Raw genomic sequence first — 19,023 nt, 5'->3', positions numbered from 1 at the left:
CAATATTTTCTACACTACTAATCATTTAGAATATTTACAAAATATTTTACTTAAAATACTAGAAATAATAACGTTTTTGAATTTATTATAGTATTTATTACAGGAAGATTTTAATAGTGTTGAACATAAAATAACAATAAATGTTCAATGTGAATAATATAAGTATTCTTGCTTTAATCAAAGTAATTTGAGATAATTTGTTTTATAAATAATACCATTTCACTTAAATCTTTTTGTTATATTAAAAATGATATATCAAGTAGAGTATAATAATATTCACTGATAGAGCATTATTTCAAATGAAACATAAAACGAAGTAGAACAAATATATACACTAGTAGGTAAAGATGCGTGTATAAGTAAAATTAAATCTAATAAAAAGGTATAAAATCATGGAATATGCATTATTAATTTTCAGTATTATAACAATTTTAGTGATAATACAAATGGTTAAAGTTGTACCTCAACAGCAAGCATGGGTCGTAGAAAAACTCGGGAAATTCGATAAAGTACTACAACCAGGTTTAAATTTCCTCATACCTATTATTCAAAGAGTCGCATACAAACATACTTTAAAAGAAGAAGCAATAGACGTGACTGCTCAAACTGCCATTTCAAATGACAATGTAACATTATCTATTGATGGTGTTTTATATGTTAAAATAATTGACCCAATGGCAGCGTCTTATGGAGTTAATAATCCTTACTATGCTATAACACAACTCGCTCAAACTACTATGCGTTCAGAAATTGGTAAACTCCCTTTAGATAGAACTTTCGAAGAACGTGATGCTTTAAATGTAGCAATTGTATCAGCGATTAATCAGGCTTCAATAAATTGGGGCATACAATGTATGCGTTATGAAATTAAAGATATTCAACCACCGCAAACCATATTAAAAGCTATGGAACTACAAGTAGCAGCTGAGCGTCAAAAAAGAGCTCAAATTTTAGAATCAGAAGGTAATAGGCAAGCAAAAATTAACCATGCAGAAGGCGAAAAAGCACAAATAGTACTTAATTCAGAGGCTTCTTATACCGATCAAGTTAATAGAGCAAAAGGTGAAGCTGAAGCAATAGGGTTGGTCGCTACCGCTACGGCAAATAGTATTGAAATTGTAGCAACTGCTATACAAAAAACTGGAGGTAGTGATGCAGTAGCTCTAAAAATAGCTGAGCAATATATTAATGCATTCGGGAATTTAGCTAAAGATACGAACACAGTAATTTTACCTACGAATCTTTCAGAACCTAGTAGTTTTGTAACCGGAGCATTAAGTATATTTAACCAATTAAAAGCCTCTTCAGATCAGAAAAGAGATAAGTAGAAATTTATAAAGATTTATTATTGTAATAATAATTAGTTTTATATATCATATCAGATTATTAATTAAGAAAAGGTTATAAATATGTCAGTATTTGTCGGAAAAACTGCTCCAGATTTTACAGCTAAAGCTATTATGCCTAATAATAATATAGACGATAAGTTTAAACTTAGCGATTATGCTGCGGGTGATAATGTAGTATTATTTTTTTATCCTTTAGATTTTACTTTTGTTTGTCCATCGGAAATTATAGCATTTCACAATAAGCTTGGTGAATTTACCGAAAGACGTACTAAAGTAATAGCTGTTAGCGTTGATTCGCATTTTAGCCATTTAGCATGGAAAAATACTCCACATAATAAAGGTGGACTTGGACAAATACAATTCCCTATGATATCCGATATAACAAAAGATATTTCTTCAAAATATAATGTACTTAATGAAGATGGTATTGCTTTGCGTGGAACTTTTCTAATCGATAAAGATTTTATAGTACGTCATATGCTAGTTAATGACTTACCTATTGGTCGTGATATTAATTATACATTAAAAGTGATTGATGCTTTAACTCATCATCAAAAACATGGAGAAGTTTGTCCTGCAGGCTGGCATAAAGGTGAAGAAGCGATTACTCCTTCACATGAAGGTATAGCACACTATTTAAGCTCACATGCTGAGAAATTATAGTAATATTACTGTATCATTAAAGTACAGCACTGCTATACCGTGACTTATTCACGATATGTTGCAAAATTTTTTGCACAAAATAACACAATACTAATTAAACAGTACTACCTAATGCTAAAAAATTATTTACAACAAATATTTAATATCTTATTAGGTAAAAAAGATGAGTTGTATAACTTCCTGGAATGTCATTAAATTATTTTGTGATGTAACAAATTTCATAAAAACTAAGTATTGTTCATTACGATACAAAGTTAAAAACAATTATTAGTAGAAGTGATAACAAAAAATCACATAAAAGTCATCGCATATAAGTTCCTAGGAATAATCAAAATTATTACTTATGATTCAGTACCAATATTAAGTTATAACGCTAATATAATATACAGCAATATGCACAATGCACACAAACCGCTTCTGCAAGCTGGATAAGCTTTACTTATAAAAGTACAAACAGTTTAATAAAAGAATAGTATACAACTATTTCAGCATTATTAACAGAAATAGATAGGAGAGTACATCAAACTACAATTTTTTACTATTAGAGTGATTACAAGTTATATTAATCATATATTACTAAGAAATAAAAATATTTAAAAATTTAGCAAAAAAAGGTTTAATATTATCTGAGTTACCTATAAGTATAAGGTCTACACCACTATTAGGAAATATTTTTTGTATCATAATAGTATAATCCAAATAAGGCTTGAAATGTGGTAGTATTGAAACAAGTTTAAAGCCTAGTTCATTAAAAAAATTTGCACTAGAATAAAATAATGAAATGAATATTTGTAGTTTTTATATTAAAAATAATACACGAATAAATTGATGAGGAATAGATCATATTTGATGCAATAGAATATTATCTAATTTACAGTAATGTAAAAATTTTATTTAAAAAGATTAAAAATCAGTATTTCGTTAAGCTGAAAACAGTAAATATAAAATATCTAAAGAACAGTTACAAAAGTAGTATACTACTACTATTTGAATTATTATCGGCAGCAATATTTTTAATGTTAAGAACATAAAACAGAATTACCATTGCCTATTATATACGGTATATTAAAATTAAAAGTAATGCATGATGACACAGATAATGTAATTAGTTTACAATAAATAGATGAAATTAGTAATAGTAGAATCACCAGCAAAGGCAAAAACAATAAATAAATATTTAGGCGATGAGTTTAAGGTTATTGCATCATTTGGTCATATTAGAGATTTACCATCTAAAAAAGGTTCGGTATTGCCTGATAAAAATTTTGCAATGGAATATGATATTTCAGATAAAGCCAGTAAATATGTAGATGCAATAGTTAAATATGCGAGAAAAGCCGAGGCAGTATATCTTGCAACTGATCCTGATCGTGAAGGCGAATCTATCTCATGGCATGTTGCAGAGGTAATAAAAGAAAAAAATAAGGTTGAATCAGATGATTTTTTTAAAAGAGTAGCATTTAATGAGATTACTAAAAAAGCAATTATTCATGCAGTTGAAAACCCTAGGAAACTAGATACTAACTTAGTCAATGCACAGCAAGCAAGAAGGGCTTTAGACTATTTAGTCGGATTTACCCTTTCACCTCTTTTATGGCGTAAATTACCTGGCTGTAAATCAGCAGGACGCGTACAGTCTGTAGCTCTGCGATTAATATGTGATCGAGAAGATGAAATAGAGCGTTTCAAAGCAGAAGAATATTGGGATATTAGCCTTAAAATGCAAAATAGTAATAACGAACTATTTACTGCTAAATTGACTCATGTAAACGATCAAAAGTTAAAAAAATTCTCAATTATTAATGAAAAAGAAGCCAAAGATTTAACACGGAAATTAAAGTTACAAAAATTTTATGTTGAAAAGATAGAAAAGAAACAACAAAAACGTCAACCACAACCGCCTTTTATTACTTCATCACTACAACAAGAAGCAGCAAGAAAACTAGGTTTTAGTGCTAAAAAGACGATGCAAATAGCACAAAAACTTTATGAAGGTGTTGATATAGGTAAAGAAACTATAGGACTGATTACTTATATGAGAACCGATGGCGTTACATTATCAAATGATGCAATAGCAGATATACGTAAGTTAATCGATAAAAATTATGGCAATAAATATTTACCAATTAACCCTAGAATTTATCAATCCAAAGTAAAAAATGCTCAAGAAGCTCATGAAGCAATAAGACCAACAAATATTACTTATACTCCTGATAATTTAAAACAAAAGCTAGAAAAAGATTATTATAAGCTTTATGAACTAATTTGGCAAAGAACTATAGCCTGCCAAATGGAAAATGTTATAATGGATTTAGTAATTGCAAATTTAGCTTCAGAAAATAAAGAATATTTAGCAAAAGCAAATGGGTCAATTATAGCATTTGATGGTTTTTATAAGGTTTATCGTGAAAGTCTAGATGATGAAGATGAAGAAGATAATAAAATGCTACCACCTTTAAAAGCACAAGAACATATTAAAACTAAAGAAGTTATTCCAAATAAGCATTTTACCGAGCCACCTCCAAGATATTCAGAAGCAAGTTTAGTCAAGAAACTTGAAGAGCTTGGTATCGGTCGTCCTTCAACTTATGCTAGTATTTTATCAGTTTTACAAGATCGAAAATATGTTACACTTGAGAAAAAACGTTTTATACCTGAAGAGCTTGGACGTTTAGTAACAGTATTTTTAGTTGGTTTTTTTAAAAAATATGTAGAATATGATTTTACTGCTGGTCTTGAAAATGAATTAGACGAAATAGCTGCAGGCAAACTTGAATGGAAAACTTCTTTAAATAATTTTTGGAGTGGTTTTAATAATAATATTGAATCGGTAAATGAACAAAAAATAACCGAAATTATTAACTATTTACAGAAAGCTCTTGATTATCATCTATTTGGTGAGAATAAAGAATCTAAAGTATGTCCATCATGCAAAACTGGTCAGCTTAGCTTAAAGCTTGGTAAATTTGGAGCATTTTTAGCATGTAGTAATTATCCTGAATGTACTTTTAAAAAATCTATTGTGAGCGGTAACGATAATAACGAGGATGAAGGCAATCTTTCAACTATTCTTAATGATAATAAAATTTTAGGTACTGATAAAGATGGAGTGGAAATATATCTTAAAACAGGACCTTATGGACCTTATATTCAGCTTGGCGAACAATGCGGCAAAGTAAAGCCAAAACGTACTCCTGTACCTACTAACTTAAAACAAAGTGAAATCACACTTGAAGTTGCATTAAAACTCCTAAGCTTACCACTGAAAATCGGTATTCATAAGGATAGCGGAGAGGAAATTATAATAGGATACAGTAAATTCGGCCCCTACATAAAATATATGTGTAAATTTATTTCGGTGCCAAAAAAATATGATTTTCTAAATTTAAACTTAGATGATGCAATTAAGCTAATTGAAAACAATAAAGCGAAATTAGAAAAGAAACATAGATCAATGGTTTAATGTTAAATCATTACTGTAGACCAAGATATATACTGTGCTACAAGATTTCGTGGTTAAGCAGCAACACAGGATAACAATTAATAAAATTAGTTATTTATGACAAAAGTTATAACACGCTTTGCTCCGTCACCAACCGGTATGTTACATGTTGGTAATATTAGGGTCGCATTACTTAACTGGTTATATGCAAAGAAGCATAATGGAAAATTTATTTTAAGATTTGATGATACGGATTTAGAACGTAGTAAACAAAAATATAAAAACGATATCGAGAGAGATTTAAAATTTTTAAATATTAATTGTGATCAAATATTTAATCAATTAAGTCGTGTAAGTAGATATAATGAAATTAAAAATCTATTAATAAATAAAAAAAGATTATATGCATGCTATGAGACTACAGAAGAATTAGAATTAAAACGTAAGTTTCGATTATCTAAAGGTTTACCGCCAATTTATGATAGAGCTAGCTTAAATCTCACTGAAAAACAAATACAAAAATATATAGAGCAGGGAAGAAAACCACATTATAGATTTTTTTTAAATGATGAACCAATTAGTTGGTATGATATGATCAAAGGGGATATTAAATATAATGGTAAAGCTTTAAGCGATCCAATAGTGATAAGAGCGGACGGTAGTATGACATATATGCTCTGCTCAGTTATTGATGATATTGATTATGACATTACTCATATTATTAGGGGTGAAGATCATGTTAGCAATACAGCGATTCAAATTCAGATGTTTGAAGCATTAAATAAGATCCCGCCAGTTTTTGCTCATTTGAGTTTAATAATAAATAAAGAGGAAAAAATTTCTAAGAGAGTTGGAGGGTTCGAAATCGCATATCTTAAAAATGAAGTAGGACTTGAAGCTATGACAATCACTAGCTTTTTCAGTTTACTTGGTTCATCGTTACATATCTTTCCTTATAAATCAATTGAGAAACTAGTAGCACAGTTTGAGATAAGTAGTTTCTCGAAGAGTCCAACTATCTATCAGCAGTATGATTTAGAAAGATTAAATCATAAATTATTAATAAGTTTAGATTATCATGAAGTAAAAGAACGTCTTAAAGAAATAAATGCAGATTATATTGACGAAAATTTTTGGTTATCTGTCAGGGCTAATTTGCAAAAATTAAGTGATATAAAAGACTGGTGGGATATTTGCTATCAAACTCCAAAGATAGGAAACCTAAATTTGGATAAAGAATATTTAAAGCAAGCATCAGAATTATTACCGTTAGGTAAAATTACTAAAGATAGCTGGAGCATTTGGACTAAAGAAATAACAAATGCAACAGGTAGAAAAGGTAAGGAACTATTTTTACCAATACGCCTTGCTTTAACCGGCAGAAAATCAGGACCTGAAATCGCAGGAATTTTACCTTTACTTAAGAGAGAAGAGATAATAAAACGATTAGTTGCCATTACTTGAGTGTAGTTATTCACCAAAACAATGAAAATACGAGTATTTTAAAAACTAAGCAATGTGCTCAAGTCACATAGTAATAGATGCAGTATTGATCCACACAACAATAACCTACACAAACTTTAGTAATGTTTTAAATAAAAATATTCTTAATGTTAGTGCTATAGTATAATATTACATCAATATAAGATAAACTATAACTAGGCTTTTACACACTAAAGATGCTGTAGTTAGTACTGATTTTAAACATTTGGTGCAGATCTGATATCATCTGATAATGAAATTACAATTGCTCCAAAAGTTAAAGCAACAATTAAAAACATATTAATTATTACTAAAGGAGATTTTGGTAAACATAGATATACAATTGATAATTAGCGATACCTAGCTCAGATATTAAGCACTTAAATAACATATAGGCTTATTCAATTCTTAATCACATTAGTGTCATGCTGCACTAATACAGTATCATATATAATCTACCACAACTTTGCTAACATTTTAAAAATTACCAGTGATACACTATCGAAATAACTCTATATTTTCTTTTATATTCCAGTATAATTTATTATCATGATTGAACAAATTGCGATTAAATCATAATTTAAATGTTAGGTTATATTTCATAAATTGTGCATTTGGTATTTTTATTAGCTTATAGCTTAAGTATCACATCTTTCAGAAAACACTTTATGCTTTGCAAGATTTAAAGTCATTCATATTAATACAATAATTATGCTCCCATTCGGAAAATATCAACACAACATACTTTAATACATAGAAGCACAAACATTCACTAATATATCGAATCCACGCTAAAAAGTTCAAGTACTAATAATGTGTGTGATTATATAAAATTAAGCAGTGCGTCTTTCATTGCGTAAGATATTTTTGATAAACTAAGTGTAATAGTTATAACCTAATTTATTCCTAAACAATCTAAAGATGCATCACGTTGACGTACCAATACATAACTGCAATATAAAATTGATCATTAGATTAATGCTTTAGCACATTTTGCTGCTATAATTATCTCCTCAATTTTCATCAACAGTTCTTTTTTATAGCAATCTTTATAATGTACTGATTAGAGACAGAATAATTTGTAAAACCACTAACTGTTTTAATACTTCAGCGATTACCGATTTGGAGTTTACTTAAATCAAAATTAGCACTATGTCATATTTGAGATTGATAAATCAGTCATAAATGCAAAGTTAAAAATTTCTTTATAATCATCAAATGTATATTGTTTGTTTCTAAAAATTATTTGCTTTTTATGTTCTTAATATAAGAAAATAAGCAAGAGAAGATAAGAAGTTTAGCAAGACCGCTTGGAATAAAAATTACAAAACCACTATAAATTGCCTGCTTTAAACCTATAATACTGGCAAGCCAGATAACACCGCATAGATAAAATATAATATGACCGATAATACAAATTATAGTAACGTTTACCCAATTCTCAGCCAACTTACCCTTTAAAACACTCATAACAGGAATTCCGATTAAAAATCCGAGGTAATAACCACCTGCTGCTCCTAAAAAGTAATTTATTCCGCTAGAAAATTGACAGAATACCGGCAAACCCATTATACCTATAAAAATAAAAGTCAAAATAGTGAGAAAACTAAGACGTGGACTATATGTAAAAGCGATAATACAAAGTATTACGCTATGCATTGTAATTGCTACAGGTTTTATAGGAATAGTGATTTGTGCTGAAGCAAAAATTGCAACTACTCCAATAACTATTTTCACAATATCTAGAATATAAGTATTTGTATTTAAATGTGCGACAAATCTATTCAGATACAATATTTTAAATAGAGAATTCATAATATACCTCATTATTTAGTTTAAAAGTTATTTGTAAATAATATATCAAAACAAATGCAAAAGAGATATTTTATAGCACAAGTCTATTATTCATAGTTAACTATTTTGTAAAAATTATAGTTTTTTGAATGCATTAGTCAATTCACACTATATGCTTGTTTATTATTTCAAATTATTATTTGCTATGCATTAATCCATACTATTGTGCATATTCAAGCGATATAATATATATGATTTGAATTCAGCAAATTGTAGATTAGATCCGTATACTTTGTTCAAATAACATGTCTAATATTATTCTTTTTGCAACAATCTGTTAAATCTTAAATATTTGTAACCATCATCAACAAATCTCACAAGACTACTTTTAACTCTTGCGAAAATTTTGATAAAGTATCGCTCTGTGAATGATTATGGATTATGAATATACCTTTATAAGTATTAACTGAATTATAAATTTCTAATTCTTCATTATCTAAAAATGCAATACAAAACGCTTTGAATTCTTTATACATATAATCTTAATAATAAAGCAATATTACTGTATTCATTTTTGAAGTGTAAGAAAGTCAATAACCTGGACTTACCAACTCGTAATTAATTAATATTACTTTTCATGCTAAACACATATTATTGATAGTTTAATTATTATTATAATTGATTTTATTGCCATTAATTATATTAATTATCAGAGTATAACAAGAAGATACGCTAAAGCATAGTGATTTAGGAAAAACAGTGAATATAAAGGCATATAGATACATATTAGTTTCAAAATATTTCACATTTATCAAATCTAATCCCGAGTTCTTCAGTTAAAAGAATCATCAACTCAAACCCTATTCTACTTTTCCATTTTCCTTGTTCATAAAAAAAATGATGAGGGCCACTAACTGGAGATGATAACCAAATTTCTTTAGATGCACTTTGTGTATTTATTACATATATACCATTCTCAGTATCAAGATTTAATATATCACCGTGTAAATCAACGTCTATAATCCCTTCTATATCTTGCTCTTCTATCTTATCTACTATATATACAATTGTAGTTTCGGCTAATTTACTAAATGCTGTATTATTCATATTTTTTTTTTGTGTTTTTAAGATCAATTGGAGTTTCAGGTACTTTAATTAAACTTTTACGGTAAATTTCAACAAATCTATTATGATCATTAAGATTATTAGAAAAATGATGCCCACCCTTACCATCAACTACAAAAAATAATGCATCCGTTTTAGCAGGTTTGACAACTGCTTCTAACGATTTCAACGATGGACAAGCAATTGGACCTGGTGGCAAACCTTTGATATAATAAGTATTATATGGTAGCTTTCGTAATAAATCTTTTTTTGTTAAAGCTCTTGCTAATTTAAATTTCCCTTCAGTCAAAGCATATATAGTAGTCGGATCGGCTTGTAACTTCATATTTTTCTTTAAACGATTAATAAATACTGCTGCTATAATAGGCTTTTCTGCATTTGAGCCAGCTTCTTTTTCAATTATTGAAGCAAGAGTTAAAACCTCAATTCTAGTTTTTAATGGGGAATCCGGTGCAAGATGTTTCATTACTTTATCTAAATTAATAGACATTAAATTTCTCATTTGATCAATGATCTGATCTTTTTGATCACCATAAGAAAAAAAATACGTTGAAGGCATTAAAAAACCTTCAGGTATTATACCTTTGATTGCTCCAAATAATCGACTTTCTTCATTAATTTTCTTGATCACATCACTAACTACTGTACCTTCTGGTACAACAATCTTGTGTATTATAGATTTACCGCTTGCTAATATTCTTAAAGTTTGTATAGGCGATATATTACGTGTAAACACATATTCACCGCTTTTAATAGGTCTTGTTATAGAATAAATTTTAGCGATTACCTTAAAAATTATCGGATATTTTATTACTTTATTAAAATAAAGTTTTGTAACTATTTGATTTACAGATAATTTAGGTTCAATAATTATTGTTTTATTTTGAGCAAGATTACCAGGCATCAAAACATAAAATATACTAAAATTTATTAAAGTCATCAATATAGTTATAGTTAAAGATATTATAACTAATGATAATTTGGTTTTTAATAAATTTTTTAACATAATAACTATTATTTTGTGACTTGGCAATATTGATCAAAATATCACGAAACATGATCTTTTTTAAAGTGCATAAAGTTATAGTGTTTACTAAAAAATCAATAATTTTTTAGTAATTACAATATTAAAACTAGATAACCAATGGACCAATAACGTAACTAACTATAACAATAATATGATACTATAAAATGAAAATTTAGAATTTTTATTACAAATCAAAAATATAAATCTTGATTCATAGTACATATTACTATCACGTCTTTAAATACTGATCTTATAATAAGAATTACATGAGATAACGATCCCGATCTACAACACTAACACAATAATGAAATATTAAAAGCTTCACAGTATACAGTCCCTGAGAACAATGAGGAATAAAAAATTCCAAGAAAAATTTAATAGAACAAATTAATATTAAGAAGAAAAATGACAATATATTTTATTTACTATATTCTCATTCAGAAAATATTATATTTATAGAACACTGATTCTAAGTATTAGGCTTGCACTTTTAACAAATTTATTTTAGGTTATAAAAACTCCTGTTTAATAATTTTTGCAGCAATATAAGAAGGTGATCGATCTGAAGCAAACCTTAATTTCTGTAAAATTTTTTGGCTTTCGACTACCTGATTATCTCTTTTTTGAGAATTTGATAATAATTCTTTTAGCTTATTACTAATAAGATTAGCTCTACAATTAAATTGGATAAATTCTGGAATTATTGCACTACCTGCCATAATATTGATTAATGATACATATTTTATTTTTATCAAAAACATAATAATAAAAAAGCTTATTATATTAACTTTATAAGCTACAACCATAGGAGTACCAGAAGCTGATATTTCTAAAGTATTAGTACCAGATTTTGCAAGAGCTAAATCAGATACCGCATAAGCTTTTAGTCTTTCACTTGATAAAAATAAATAATTAAATTGAACATTTTCTAAAAATGGTTTTATTATTGCTTCATGATCAGGATGCACAAGTGGAAATATTATTCTAAGATTTTTGTAATCTTTTGAAATTTTCTGAATAGCAGTAATAAAAATTGGTAAATGCCTCAAAATTTCTCCTTTTCTTGTTCCAAAAGTAACACATAAAATGCTCTCATTATCATCTATTTTAAACTCTTTACGCAAAGCTATTTTATCACGATAAAACTCCTGCTCAAGAATTGGATGGCCTATATATCTACAATCAAGGCCTACCTTAGTAAAATAAGGAGGTTCAAATGGTAATAAGGCAAATAAGCAATCATAAATTTTTGCGTAATCTACTGCTCTACCTGCTTTATATGCCCAAACTGACGGTGCAACAATATGAATTATTTTAAGATTTGGCAAAAATTTTCTGACACGCTTTGCTACACGATAAGTAAACCCTGGTGAATCTATAGTAATTAACAAATCAACTTTACTATTTATTATATTCTCTACAGTTTTATCAATTAATTTTTTAATCTTTAAAAGATGAGGTATGATTTCTATAAAACCAATGAAATTTATAGCAGTAATAGTAAATAAGCTTTTAAAGTTACCAGCCTCTTCCATATATTGACCTCCAATTCCGGTAAACTCTAATCCCTCATTACTTTTTAAGTTTTGAATTATATGCCCACCGATAAAATCTCCTGACATCTCACCGGCTATAAAGTAAATTTTTTTCATCAAAAGTTAGTTATTTAAAATAGGTTCTCAATTTCTGTTTTTAATCACTCTATTTCTTTGATAAATAATTCAGTAATCTGATATAATTAATCTTTTTTGCTATTTTTACAACTTTGCGTTCTTTTTTGCGCTTCTTAAGCAAAAACTATCATAATACTGTTGTTTATAGCTTAATCCTTGTTCTCCTCTAATACTTATTAGTAAAATAATTTTAAATAAAATCTAGTTTTTCAACTTTATTAACAATGCATTTCTTATCACATCATTAAATAACGGTATTCATTCCAGAAGTACATAATCAAATATTTCATCGTCGTTTCAAGAAAATTGCATAAAGTATTTTTATCTTAGAAATAAAAGTTAGCAAAAAATGCAATATCTTCTTTAATACACTATCCAGTAGTAACCTAAAACTGTTGTTAAAGCGCACTGGATATAGCAAAATTTTAGTTAATTTCTACGATTAGAAATCTTATACTCAGAAAAATCCTCTTTATTATTACAAATTCCAGGTAATGCAATTAAACCAAACATTAAACCAAACTTATATTATTAATATTTTAAAACCAAAGCTCATAGACAAAATATATCTTGATAAAGGACAGAAATGCAAAAAAACAAATCCACCTAGATCAATGATTTAAAATTAAACTATAGAACAAACTTAGCTAAGTCAAGATTGGTGATTATCTTTGATAATTGATTTTCTACAAATTTATCATCGATAATTATTTTTTTGACTTTCATTTCACTAGCTTCAAAGCTTATATCCTCAAGTAAATTCTCAAGTATAGTATGCAATCTTCTAGCCCCTATATCTTCTACCTCTAAATTAACAGTGATTGCATAATCAGCTATCTTCTCAATAGCAGAATCTGTAAATTCAAGGTGTACTTCTTCAGTACCTATCAATGCCGAATATTGCTTTATTAAACTAGTTTCAGGTTCAAGCAATATTTTGATCATATCATCTTTGGTGAGCAAATTTAATTCTACTCTAATTGGTAATCTTCCTTGTAACTCTGGTAATAAATCAGAAGGTTTAGCAATATGGAAAGCACCTGAAGCAATAAATAATATATGATCGGTTTTAACTGGCCCATATTTAGTATTAACCGTTGTACCTTCTATCAAAGGTAGCAAATCTCGTTGTACACCCTCTCGACTTACTTCGGCATTTTTGGCTCCTGAATTACTGGTTGAAGCTATTTTATCAATTTCGTCAATAAAAACTATACCGTCATTTTCAGCTAAATTTATAGCTTTCTGAATGATTTTTTCTTGGTCTATTAATTTTTCTGATTCCTCAGGTATAATAACAGTCATAGCATCTTTAATTAACATTTTTTTTGTTTTAGTCTTACTACTGCCAAGTGCTCGTCCAATCATGTCACCAAGGTTAAGAACACCCATAGATGCTCCAGGTATGCACGGTATTTCAAAACTTCCACCACCAACAGGTGTAGTATCAGCGACACTAATTTCAATTTCCGTATCATCAAGTTCACCATTTAAAACTTTTTCTTTAAATTTTTCTCTAGTCTCACTACTAGAAGTTTTACCTACTAAACTATCTAATATTCTCTCTATCGCTTTTTCACGAGCATTAATATCTACTGCTATTTTTGCTAAAGCTTTTTCAGTATTAACAGCTATTTCTACTAAATCACGAATTATTGATTCTACATCACGCCCAACGTATCCGACTTCAGTAAATTTAGTTGCTTCTATTTTGTAAAAAGGCGAATTAGTCAATTTTGCAAGGCGTCTTGCTATTTCTGTTTTTCCAACACCAGTTGAACCAATCATTAAAATATTTTTTGGTACTATTTCATTACGTAAATTTCCTTCAACTCTTTTACGACGATAACGATTTCTAAGTGCAATAGCCACAGCTTTTTTTGCCTTGTCTTGACCTACAATAAATCTGTTAAGTTCATTCACTATTTGAGAAGGGGTAAGCCCCATATTATCTTTTTTACAAGTAGTTTCAGTAGATTTCATACAACTTTTTCCATTATAATATTATGATTAGAAAATACACACAAATCTGCAGCTATATTCATAGATTTTAAAGCAATTTCCTCAGCAGTGAGATTATTCTCATAAGACATTAAAGCACGAGCTGCAGAAAGTGCGAATAAACCACCTGATCCTATTGCTGCAATATTATTTTCAGGCTCTATTACATCACCGTTACCGGTTAAAATTAATATATGACTACGATCGGCAACAATCATCATTGCTTCTAAACGTCTCAAATATTTATCGTTACGCCAATCTTTTGCAAGTTCAACTGCACTTCTAAGTAAATTCGAATTATATTGCTCTATTTTTATTTCAAGTTTTTCAAATAATGCAAGACCATCAGCAGTAGAACCTGCAAAACCGACAATAATTTTGTTATTTGCTATAGTACGCAGTTTTCGTGCTGTAGATTTGAGTACGGTATTACCATGAGATACTTGTCCATCTGCTGCTATAATTATTTCTTCATTCTTTTTTAAACAAAGTATTGTTGTGCCGTGTAAGGCTAAATTATCTGACATATATAAAATTTATTGATATTAAGTTGTTAATTAAGTACTATAACATAATATTTTATTCTAAAGTAGAATGATTATTATATGAAGATCAACTGCAAAAAGATTAGTAGTTCACATCAAGAGGAATACAACATATACGTAATATACGTGCAAGTACCAGAACTATTGTAGAACAACAATGCAAATTTTTGAAGTTCATCAAGCATACTTGACTAATTCAATTTAATTAATTATTGTCCCTTGAATTTTCAAGGCTTACACTTAAAATAATGAATATATACGTAATATACATTAACTCAACACAAAAAAATAATAATTTTATTATTCTTGAAGAAGGCTTTTCATGGATAGCTGCTCTTTTTAGTATATTTTGGGCATTATACCATAAAATGTGGGTAGTTGTTACTATTACTGTAATAGCGAATATAATCATTACGACAATTAATATAGTAGATTTAAAGTTTATATTTCAGATATTCTTAATATTAAGTTTTGGCTTTTTTGCTTCAGATATTAGAGAAAATTATTTAAATAGAAATAATTACCAACTAGAAGATATAATAATTGCTAACTCTAGAATTGAAGCTGAATTAAAATTTTTAGAACGTAGCATACTTAATTTGACAAAAAACGGATATGCCAATATAAAATAATCATTTTGTTAGGCAAAATTGATATGTTGTATATCTTAAAATAATGATTAGATTATAACGAATCATAATGCTGTTTGCAATTACCGTAAAACTACAGGATAAAAGAAATGTATAACAAAGAAAATGTATTTGCAAAAATTATCACCAAAAATCTTCCTGCAGAAATAATTTATGAAGACAAACAAATTTTAGCATTCAAAGATATAGAACCTATAGCACCTGTACATATTATTGTTATACCAAAAAACGAATACATAGACTATACCGATTTCATTTCTAAAGCTTCCATAGATGAAATAAAACATTTTTTTGCTAAAATTTCTGATATAGCAAATGAAGCTGGTTTAGCTAAAGCAGGCTACCGTTTAATAACTAATAAAGGTGAAAAATCAGGACAAACTATTTTTCATTTCCATTTTCATATAATTGGAGGCAAAAAACTCATCGGATTAATAAATAACAATGACTAAAAAATATAATATTGCAGTAATTGGAGCTACAGGGAATGTAGGACGTGAGACTCTCAATATTCTAGCTGAGCGTCATTTCCCCATTAATAAAATTTATGCTATAGCTTCCAATAACTCTCTAGGACGTGAAGTAAGATTTGGAGCAAAAATACTACATATTAACAGTCTAACAATTTTTAATTTTTATGATATCGATATTGCGTTTTTTTGTGCAGGTTCAAACGTTTCAAAAGAATTTATACCAAAAGCTACTGCTGATAATTGTATAGTTATCGACAAAACTTCGCTTTTTAGAACTGATAATCAAGTGCCATTAATTGTACCTGAGGCTAATTTATCAACACTTAAAGAATTTAATACTAAAAATATCATAGCTAACCCTAACTGTATAGTAATTCCACTTGTAGTAGCATTAAAACCACTAGATAATGAAATAAAGATTAAAAGAGTAGTTATATCTACTTATCAATCAGTATCAGGAGCTGGTAAAGCAGGAATGGACGAACTCTACGACCAAACAAAATCTAAATATGTTTTTAGAGAGAATAATCCTCAGAAATTTCCAAAACAGATTGCATTTAATCTATTTCCTCATATAGGAGATTTCAATAAAGACGGCTATACAACTGAAGAAACAAAAATTGCTTTTGAACTAAGCAAAATTATGGGCACTCACTTTAAAACTAGTGTTACTTCCGTACGAGTACCAGTATTTATAGGTCATGCTATATCAGTTAATATAGAATTTAGTAATAAAATTTATGCAAAAGATGTTGAAGAAATATTACAAGATGCAGATGGAATTGTTACAATTTCTAATAATAATGACCTTGCTTATATTTCACCGATTGAAGTAGTAGGCAAAGATGCAGTATATGTCTCACGCATTAGAAATGATTTAAGTAAAGAGAATACGATAAATTTATGGATCACATGCGATAACTTACGTAAAGGAGCAGCTTTAAACAGTGTCCAAATTGCTGAAGAGTTAATTAATAACTATTTATAATAAAAATATGGATAATAAAAAAAATTTAAATAAAAAAAATCCGCTAGTAATAGCATTAAGCGAATGTAAAACAGCGTTTTGGATAGTTTTTTGGTTTGCGTTTGTCATTAATTTACTAATGTTAATTACTCCTCTTTATTCACTACAAGTTCTTGATAGAGTACTTGGAAGCGGTAATCTACAAACATTATTATTTTTATCTATAATAATCGCATATATTTACTTTGTTTACGGATTATTACAAATTGCTCGTTCTTTTACACTTATAAAAGTAGGAGAATGGCTTGATAGAACAGTCGCTCCTGTAATTTTTGCTTCTTCAATTTCTGCAACTGCAACACGTGTTAACATTGGGTCTAGTCAATTATTACGTGATTTTCAAGCTGTCAAAACATTCCTAACAAGTACTGGGATTAATACTTTATTCGATGCACCGTGGAGCATTATCTATATTGCTGTTATTTTTTCAATTCATCCATATATTGGTTTTATTACCATTTTTGGCGCAATTATAATAGTCTCAACCGCCTTCTTTAATGCTGCAGCAACTAATAAGACGCTAGGTGAAGCTACAGAATTTTCGATAAAAGGTATGACACAAGCAGATATTGCAAACAGAAATGCAGAATCAATTGAGGCAATGGGGATGATGAAGAATGTTACAAAAAATTGGCATAAATTTAATATATTAGCACTTGATAAGCAATCAGTTGCCAGCTACCGTAACGGTGTTATTTCTAATTTTTCAAGATTTGTCCGCAATATAATGCAAATGGCTGTTACCGGAGTTGGTGCTTACATTGTCGTAAAATCTCACAGTGCAGATATGACACCAGGTAATATGATTATGAGTTCTATAATAGTTGGTAGAGCTCTTGCTCCTTTTGATAATGCTATTGAATTATGGAAAAGTATGAGCGGGGCGATTAAATCATACAAAAACATTAATAATTTATTTAATACTTACTCTTCTAGAGACGAAGCAATGCCAATTCCGAACGTTAATGGACATCTTACTGTTGAGAATGTTTATTATGCTCACCCTATACCAAAACATTTATCACAACCTATTGTACCAAAATATATATTAAAAGGTATTAGTTTTGTAGTACAACCTGGTGAAATTTTAGCAATTATCGGTCCTTCTGCTACAGGAAAATCAACTTTAGCTAAAATCATAGTTGGGGTATGGAAAGAATCATCAGGTTCCGTACGTTTAGATAGTGCTGAAATTTATCGTTGGAATAGAGAGGATTTTGGTAAACATGTAGGCTATCTTCCTCAAGGAATAGAACTTTTTAGTGGAAGTATTAAACAAAATATAGCTAGAATGGAAGAGAATGCTGATCCGCAAAAAGTTATTGAAGCCGCTAAAATAGCTGGAGCACATGAAATGATATTAAGATTCCAAGACGGTTATGATACTGATATCGGCCCTGCAGGCTCTAATCTATCAGGAGGACAAAGACAGCGTATTGGACTTGCTAGAGCTTTTTACGGTAATCCAAAATTAATAATTTTAGATGAACCTAACGCTAATTTAGATGAAGCAGGTGAAATTGCACTTGCAATGGCCTTAAAACAAGCAAAACTGAAAGGAATATCAGTTCTTGTAATTTCACATAGACCATCTGTATTATCAGTTGTTGATAAAATTCTAATATTACAGGATGGATCCATTGCAGTTTATGGGACAGCAGAAGAAATTCAAAAACATTTAAACACTTTCAAAAGCGATACAATTCATATTAAGAACTAATATTGTAATACTAAATATATATGCAATACGGTATACATTTTAAAAGACTAAT

General features: G+C 28.8%; 14 protein-coding genes. 8 read left to right on the top strand and 6 right to left on the bottom strand.

Annotated features, from left to right (window positions below):
• Window positions 1-392 precede the first annotated feature (392 nt).
• The 4 genes from RT_RS01585 to gltX all read left to right on the top strand — a co-directional run bounded on the left by RT_RS01585 (window position 393) and on the right by gltX (window position 6,918).
• Window positions 393-1,328, top strand: a complete 936-nt coding sequence (locus tag RT_RS01585) for an SPFH domain-containing protein (protein ID WP_011190783.1) — start codon at window positions 393-395, stop codon at window positions 1,326-1,328.
• Window positions 1,329-1,409: 81 nt separating this feature from the next.
• The gene (locus RT_RS01580) at window positions 1,410-2,012 is read left to right on the top strand and encodes a peroxiredoxin (RefSeq protein ID WP_011190782.1); all 603 of its coding nucleotides are present in this window, start codon (window positions 1,410-1,412) and stop codon (window positions 2,010-2,012) included.
• Between the two features lie 1,123 nt (window positions 2,013-3,135).
• Window positions 3,136-5,475, top strand: coding sequence for a type I DNA topoisomerase (gene topA / locus RT_RS01575; protein ID WP_011190781.1), 2,340 nt, complete (start codon window positions 3,136-3,138; stop codon window positions 5,473-5,475).
• A gap of 96 nt (window positions 5,476-5,571) precedes the next feature.
• Entirely contained in the window at window positions 5,572-6,918 is a 1,347-nt protein-coding gene (gene gltX, locus RT_RS01570) for a glutamate--tRNA ligase (RefSeq protein ID WP_011190780.1), read from the top strand.
• 1,260 nt (window positions 6,919-8,178) lie between these two features.
• On the opposite strand, the gene RT_RS01565 is transcribed toward gltX, so the two are convergent.
• The 6 genes from RT_RS01565 to hslV form a co-directional block, all read right to left on the bottom strand.
• Entirely contained in the window at window positions 8,179-8,763 is a 585-nt protein-coding gene (locus tag RT_RS01565; protein ID WP_122036764.1) for a biotin transporter BioY, read from the bottom strand.
• A gap of 759 nt (window positions 8,764-9,522) precedes the next feature.
• Window positions 9,523-9,837 carry an iron donor protein CyaY gene (cyaY, locus tag RT_RS01560; RefSeq protein ID WP_044286864.1) on the bottom strand — a complete coding sequence of 105 codons (315 nt, stop codon included), beginning with the start codon at window positions 9,835-9,837 and terminating at the stop codon, window positions 9,523-9,525.
• The gene (mltG, locus tag RT_RS01555) at window positions 9,830-10,861 is read right to left on the bottom strand and encodes an endolytic transglycosylase MltG (RefSeq protein ID WP_011190776.1); all 1,032 of its coding nucleotides are present in this window, start codon (window positions 10,859-10,861) and stop codon (window positions 9,830-9,832) included. Before mltG ends, cyaY begins: the two co-directional genes overlap by 8 nt.
• A 530-nt stretch (window positions 10,862-11,391) precedes the next feature.
• Complete coding sequence (gene lpxB, locus RT_RS01550) at window positions 11,392-12,534, bottom strand: lipid-A-disaccharide synthase (protein ID WP_011190775.1); 1,143 nt, start codon at window positions 12,532-12,534, stop codon at window positions 11,392-11,394.
• 651 nt (window positions 12,535-13,185) lie between these two features.
• Entirely contained in the window at window positions 13,186-14,538 is a 1,353-nt protein-coding gene (hslU, locus tag RT_RS01545; protein ID WP_011190774.1) for an ATP-dependent protease ATPase subunit HslU, read from the bottom strand.
• Window positions 14,535-15,083 (bottom strand): ATP-dependent protease subunit HslV, encoded by a 549-nt coding sequence (gene hslV / locus RT_RS01540; RefSeq protein ID WP_011190773.1) that lies wholly within the window; start codon window positions 15,081-15,083, stop codon window positions 14,535-14,537. Before hslV ends, hslU begins: the two co-directional genes overlap by 4 nt.
• Window positions 15,084-15,349: 266 nt before the next feature.
• On the opposite strand from hslV, the gene RT_RS01535 reads away from it, so the two are divergent.
• The 4 genes from RT_RS01535 to RT_RS01520 all read left to right on the top strand — a co-directional run bounded on the left by RT_RS01535 (window position 15,350) and on the right by RT_RS01520 (window position 18,971).
• A complete protein-coding gene (locus RT_RS01535) occupies window positions 15,350-15,733 on the top strand; it encodes a DUF2628 domain-containing protein (protein ID WP_011190772.1) in 384 nt (127 codons plus the stop codon).
• 107 nt (window positions 15,734-15,840) lie between these two features.
• Window positions 15,841-16,203 carry an HIT domain-containing protein gene (locus tag RT_RS01530; RefSeq protein ID WP_011190771.1) on the top strand — a complete coding sequence of 121 codons (363 nt, stop codon included), beginning with the start codon at window positions 15,841-15,843 and terminating at the stop codon, window positions 16,201-16,203.
• Complete coding sequence (gene asd, locus RT_RS01525; RefSeq protein ID WP_011190770.1) at window positions 16,196-17,212, top strand: aspartate-semialdehyde dehydrogenase; 1,017 nt, start codon at window positions 16,196-16,198, stop codon at window positions 17,210-17,212. The genes RT_RS01530 and asd overlap by 8 nt, the downstream gene beginning before the upstream one ends.
• A gap of 7 nt (window positions 17,213-17,219) precedes the next feature.
• A complete protein-coding gene (locus RT_RS01520) occupies window positions 17,220-18,971 on the top strand; it encodes a type I secretion system permease/ATPase (RefSeq protein WP_011190769.1) in 1,752 nt (583 codons plus the stop codon).
• The last annotated feature ends 52 nt before the right edge of the window (window positions 18,972-19,023 follow it).

The organism is Rickettsia typhi str. Wilmington, from assembly GCF_000008045.1.
Lineage (GTDB): Bacteria > Pseudomonadota > Alphaproteobacteria > Rickettsiales > Rickettsiaceae > Rickettsia > Rickettsia typhi.
Note: the sequence above shows the minus strand (reverse complement) of the source record. Positions and strands in the feature narration are given on the sequence as shown.